We start from the raw sequence: 4958 nt of genomic DNA on the forward strand, positions 1-4958 counted from the left end.
GGGCAAGACGAAGAAGGCCTATGTGTGGGTCTACCGCACGACCAACTTCGTGTCGCAACGCGCGGTGTACTACGACTTCTGCAAAGACCGCTCGGGCGAGAACGTTCGAAGAGTGCTCCAAGACTTCAAGGGCACGACGGTCACCGACGACTTCTCGGGATATCACGCCCTGCACCGCGGCGGCGTGACAGCGGCACTGTGTTGGGCGCACGCGAGGCGAAAACTGTTCGAGGCGCACCGCGACACGGGCAGCGAAATCGCCGGACAGGCGGTGGTGTTGATCGGCGAGCTCTACCAACTCGAGCGCGAGGCGCGGGGCCTGGCGCCGCCAGAGCGACAGCGCAAGCGACAGCAAAGTTCGAAGCCGGTCGTCGAGGCTCTGCACGCCTGGCTCGTGGCAAAGCGCCAGGGTCTGGTGAAGGCGGACGCCACCGCCAAGGCGATCGACTACGCGCTGAGCAACTGGAAGACGCTCATCCGCTTCCTGGACGACGGCAATGTGCCGATCGACACGGCAGAGAACTCGATACGACCGCTCGCCGTGGGTCGCCGCAATTGGTTGTTCGTGGGCTCGCAACAGGCCGGCGAACGCGCCGGAAATATCCTCAGCTTGATCGAGTCGGCAAAGCTCAACGGGCACGATCCGTGGGCTTACCTCAAGGACGTGTTCGAGCGGCTGCCGACGCTGAAGGATCGCGATCTCGCGCAGCTGCTGCCGCACAACTGGAAGCCGCCCACTGCCAGCGCCTCCCCCGAAACGCCTGCCTCCGTGCCAGCCACGGCCATCGCCCAAGCTGCTTAATTCAGTGCGTCAATTGGCGCAAGGCTGTCGTTCGCGGAACGCTTACGTTTCACCTGCACGGCCAGGACCGCAAGGGCTTGGCCGTGTTCCGCAGGAAGCTCAACCGCAAGCAGCTCGTCGAGTTCTTCGCCAAGTTCCACCCCTGCATGGCCGTGATGGAGTTCTGATCAGTTGTCCGGTGTCCACAGCCGTGGCGGCAGGATCAGCAGGCCGCGCGGCCGGGCCCGCCTGGCCAGCGTGAGCAGGGCCTTGTCACGCGAGATCAGCCAGCGGGCCTGGGCGGCCAGGGCCAGGTCGATGAACTTCTGGTCGTCCGGGTCGCGGCAGACCAGGCGCGGCGAGGGCTCGGTGGTCTCGACCGGCGTGGCGTGGGCGTCGAAGCTGGCCTCGATGTAGGCCAGGTCGGGGGCATAGCGCTGGGCGACGCCGCGGCCGAGCACATGGCGCAGTTCGTCGCGCATCGCCGGCGCCACCAGCCAGCGCAGGGCGCCGCCGACGACCGCATCGGCCAGGCGCTGCACCTCCGGGTTGCGGAACACCAGCCAGTCCATGACGACCTGGGTGTCGATGACGGCGGCCGGTACGGCGCCGCAGGGCAGGTGCGACAGGGACATGGCCGCCAGCTTACCCGCAGCGGCGAGCCACTTCGAGGCGGGCACTTGTGCCCAAACTTGTGGCGGTCTACAATCCTCGGCTCTTCGCCTTTTGGGCGGCGCGTTCGTGCGCGCTCAAAAAACGCGGAGGTCACTGACTTCAAACGGGAACAAGTCGTTTATGCCAACCATCAATCAGCTGGTGCGCCACGGTCGAGAGGCCGAGGTCACCAAGTCCAAGTCGCCTGCGATGCAGAACTGCCCGCAGCGCCGCGGTGTCTGCACCCGCGTCTACACCACCACGCCGAAGAAGCCGAACTCCGCTCTGCGTAAGGTCGCCAAGGTGCGCCTGACCAACGGCTTCGAGGTCATCTCCTACATCGGCGGCGAAGGCCACAACCTGCAAGAGCACAGTGTCGTGCTGGTGCGCGGCGGCCGCGTGAAGGACCTGCCCGGTGTGCGTTACCACATCGTCCGCGGTTCGCTCGACCTGCAAGGCGTCAAGGATCGCAAGCAGTCGCGCTCCAAGTACGGTGCGAAGCGTCCGAAGAAGTAAATCGTCTGTTCGGGCCCAGCTTTGCAGCTGACCCAACGTTGTTGCGGCCAATCTGGCCGAGTAAGTGGATGGCCCCAGATGTCGGTGGTTGTCCAGCGGAGCGAGGCGACAAGCCCCTCCAACTGAAGCAGAAGGAAGAATCCCATGCCACGTCGTCGCGAAGTACCCAAGCGCGAGATCCTGCCGGACCCCAAGTTCGGTTCCGTCGATCTGTCCAAGTTCATGAACGTCATCATGGAATCGGGCAAGAAGGCCGTCGCCGAGCGCATCATCTACGGTGCGCTGGAGCAGGTCGAGAAGAAGATCGGCAAGGATCCGCTGGAAGTGTTCATGGTCGCCCTGAACAACGTGAAGCCCATGGTTGAAGTGAAGTCCCGCCGTGTCGGCGGTGCGAACTACCAAGTTCCCGTGGAAGTTCGCCCCGTCCGCCGGATGGCCCTCGCCATGCGCTGGCTGAAGGAATCGGCGCGTAAGCGCGGTGAGAAGTCGATGGCCCAGCGTCTGGCCAACGAACTGCTGGAGGCCGCAGAAGGCCGCGGCGGCGCGATGAAGAAGCGCGACGAAGTTCACCGCATGGCCGAAGCCAACAAGGCGTTCTCGCACTTCCGCTTCTAAACTCACCGTCTTTCGGCCGCCTCGGGTTTACACCAACCCGCTGGCGGCTCCTGTCTTCTGGAGCAAACCATGGCCCGCAAAACCCCCATCGAGCGCTACCGCAACATCGGTATCTCCGCGCACATCGATGCCGGCAAGACCACCACGACCGAGCGCATCCTCTACTACACCGGTGTGAACCACAAGATCGGTGAAGTGCACGACGGCGCCGCCACGATGGACTGGATGGAGCAGGAGCAAGAGCGCGGCATCACGATCACGTCGGCCGCGACGACCTGCTTCTGGAAGGGCATGGACCTCGCCCGCCCCGAGCACCGTATCAACATCATCGACACGCCCGGACACGTTGACTTCACGATTGAAGTCGAGCGTTCGATGCGTGTGCTGGACGGCGCCTGCATGGTCTATTGCGCCGTCGGTGGCGTGCAGCCCCAGTCGGAAACCGTCTGGCGCCAGGCCAACAAGTACAAGGTGCCCCGCCTCGCGTTCGTCAACAAGATGGACCGCACCGGCGCGAACTTCTTCAAGGTCTACGACCAGATGAAGCTGCGTCTCAAGGCGAACCCCGTGCCCGTCGTCATCCCCATCGGCGCTGAAGAAAACTTCACCGGCGTGATCGACCTCATCAAGATGAAGGCGATCATTTGGGACGAGGCCTCGCAAGGCATGAAGTTCACGTACGAAGACATCCCGGCCGACCTGCAGGCCGACGCTGTCAAATGGCGTGAGAACCTGATCGAAGCCGCCGCTGAATCCAGCGAAGAGCTGATGAACAAGTACCTCGAGTCGGGCGACCTGACCGAGGAAGAAGTCATCACCGCCATCCGCAAGCGCACCATCGCCGCTGAAATCCAGCCGATGTTCTGCGGTACCGCCTTCAAGAACAAGGGCGTGCAACGCATGCTCGACGGCGTCATCGACTTCATGCCGTCGCCCATCGACGTGCCGCCGGTGCCGGGCACCGACGAAGACGACCAGCCCGTCGTCCGCAAGGCCGATGACAACGAGAAGTTTGCTGCGCTGGCGTTCAAGCTGATGACCGACCCCTACGTCGGCCAGCTGACCTTCGTGCGCGTCTACTCCGGCGTTCTGCAGTCGGGCGCCAGCGTCTACAACCCGATCCGCGGCAAGAAAGAGCGCATTGGCCGGATTCTGCAGATGCACGCCAACCAGCGTGAAGAAATCTCGGAAATTCTGGCCGGCGACATCGCCGCCTGCGTGGGCCTGAAGGACGTCACCACGGGCGAAACCCTGTGCGACCCGGACAGCATCATCACGCTGGAGAAGATGGTCTTCCCCGAGCCCGTGATTTCGCAGGCCGTGGAACCCAAGACCAAGGCTGACCAGGAAAAGATGGGCATCGCCCTGGGCCGTCTGGCCAAGGAAGACCCGTCCTTCCGTCTACGCACCGATGAAGAGTCCGGCCAGACCATCATCTCCGGCATGGGCGAGCTGCACCTGGAAATCATCGTCGACCGCATGAAGCGTGAGTTCGGCGTGGAGGCCAACGTCGGCAAGCCGCAGGTGGCCTATCGCGAAACCATCCGCAAGACTGCGACCGACGTCGAAGGCAAGTTCGTTCGCCAGTCCGGTGGTAAGGGCCAGTACGGTCACGTCGTGCTGACGCTCGAGCCGCAAGAGCCGGGCAAGGGCTTCGAGTTCGTCGACGCCATCAAGGGCGGTGTGGTTCCTCGCGAATACATTCCCGCGGTCGAGAAGGGCATCATCGACAGCCTGCCGAACGGCGTGCTGGCCGGCTTCCCGGTCGTCGACGTCAAGGCCACGCTGACCTTCGGTTCCTACCACGACGTGGACTCGAACGAAAACGCGTTCAAGATGGCCGCCTCCATGGGCTTCAAGGAAGCCTGCCGCCGCGCTTCGCCGGTGATTCTGGAGCCGATGATGGCTGTGGAAGTCGAGACGCCTGAAGACTACGCCGGCAACGTGATGGGCGACCTGTCCAGCCGTCGCGGCATGGTGCAGGGCATGGACGACATGGTCGGTGGCGGCAAGGTCATCAAGGCCGAAGTTCCGCTGTCGGAAATGTTCGGCTACTCGACGACCCTGCGCTCGATGTCGCAAGGCCGTGCCACGTACACGATGGAGTTCAAGCACTACAGCGAAGCTCCGAAGAACGTGGCCGACGCCATCATCACGGCGCGCGGCAAGTCCTGATCGACTGCTGAACCGAATCGTCTTCGTAGCTGCCCGCCCGTTTCGCCAGTCGGCGGGAATCACGGGCACTACGGAAACGCTAAACCAACAGACTGGCGAGATGCTCTTTTTGGAGATTTGAAATGGCAAAAGGCAAGTTTGAACGGACCAAGCCGCACGTGAACGTGGGCACGATCGGTCACGTGGACCATGGCAAGACGACGCTGACGGCCGCGAT

The 4958-nt window shown here is 63.3% G+C and carries 6 protein-coding genes; 5 read left to right on the forward strand and 1 reads right to left on the reverse strand.

The features are described 5' to 3' along the window. Positions 1-802 (forward strand): IS66 family transposase (tnpC, locus tag EV671_RS26235; protein ID WP_132576851.1); only part of this gene is annotated, 802 nt, incomplete at its 5' end. A gap of 167 nt (positions 803-969) precedes the next feature. Here tnpC and EV671_RS26240 read toward each other — a convergent pair. Continuing rightward, positions 970-1416: a putative toxin-antitoxin system toxin component, PIN family gene (locus EV671_RS26240; protein ID WP_132576852.1), complete on the reverse strand. Its 447-nt coding sequence runs from the start codon at positions 1414-1416 to the stop codon at positions 970-972. A 160-nt stretch (positions 1417-1576) separates the two neighbouring features. On the opposite strand from EV671_RS26240, the gene rpsL reads away from it, so the two are divergent. The 4 genes from rpsL to EV671_RS26260 form a co-directional block, all read left to right on the forward strand. Beyond that, a complete protein-coding gene (gene rpsL / locus EV671_RS26245; protein WP_056194784.1) occupies positions 1577-1951 on the forward strand; it encodes a 30S ribosomal protein S12 in 375 nt (124 codons plus the stop codon). A gap of 144 nt (positions 1952-2095) precedes the next feature. Further along, positions 2096-2566, forward strand: coding sequence for a 30S ribosomal protein S7 (gene rpsG / locus EV671_RS26250; RefSeq protein WP_056194782.1), 471 nt, complete (start codon positions 2096-2098; stop codon positions 2564-2566). A gap of 69 nt (positions 2567-2635) precedes the next feature. Continuing rightward, complete coding sequence (gene fusA, locus EV671_RS26255; protein ID WP_132576853.1) at positions 2636-4741, forward strand: elongation factor G; 2106 nt, start codon at positions 2636-2638, stop codon at positions 4739-4741. Positions 4742-4863: 122 nt separating this feature from the next. Next, positions 4864-4958, forward strand: a 95-nt coding sequence (locus tag EV671_RS26260) for a GTP-binding protein (protein ID WP_005434227.1), incomplete at its 3' end; no start/stop codon positions are given.

This window comes from Roseateles saccharophilus (assembly GCF_004342485.1).
Lineage (GTDB): Bacteria > Pseudomonadota > Gammaproteobacteria > Burkholderiales > Burkholderiaceae_C > Pelomonas > Pelomonas saccharophila.

What these genes read in the sequence shown, in the direction of transcription:
- EV671_RS26240 (WP_132576852.1), bottom strand. Translation starts at nt 1,416, where the DNA reads ATGTCCCTGTCGCACCTGCCCTGCGGCGCCGTACCGGCCGCCGTCATC.
- rpsL (WP_056194784.1), top strand. Translation starts at nt 1,577, where the DNA reads ATGCCAACCATCAATCAGCTGGTGCGCCACGGTCGAGAGGCCGAGGTC.
- rpsG (WP_056194782.1), top strand. Translation starts at nt 2,096, where the DNA reads ATGCCACGTCGTCGCGAAGTACCCAAGCGCGAGATCCTGCCGGACCCC.
- fusA (WP_132576853.1), top strand. Translation starts at nt 2,636, where the DNA reads ATGGCCCGCAAAACCCCCATCGAGCGCTACCGCAACATCGGTATCTCC.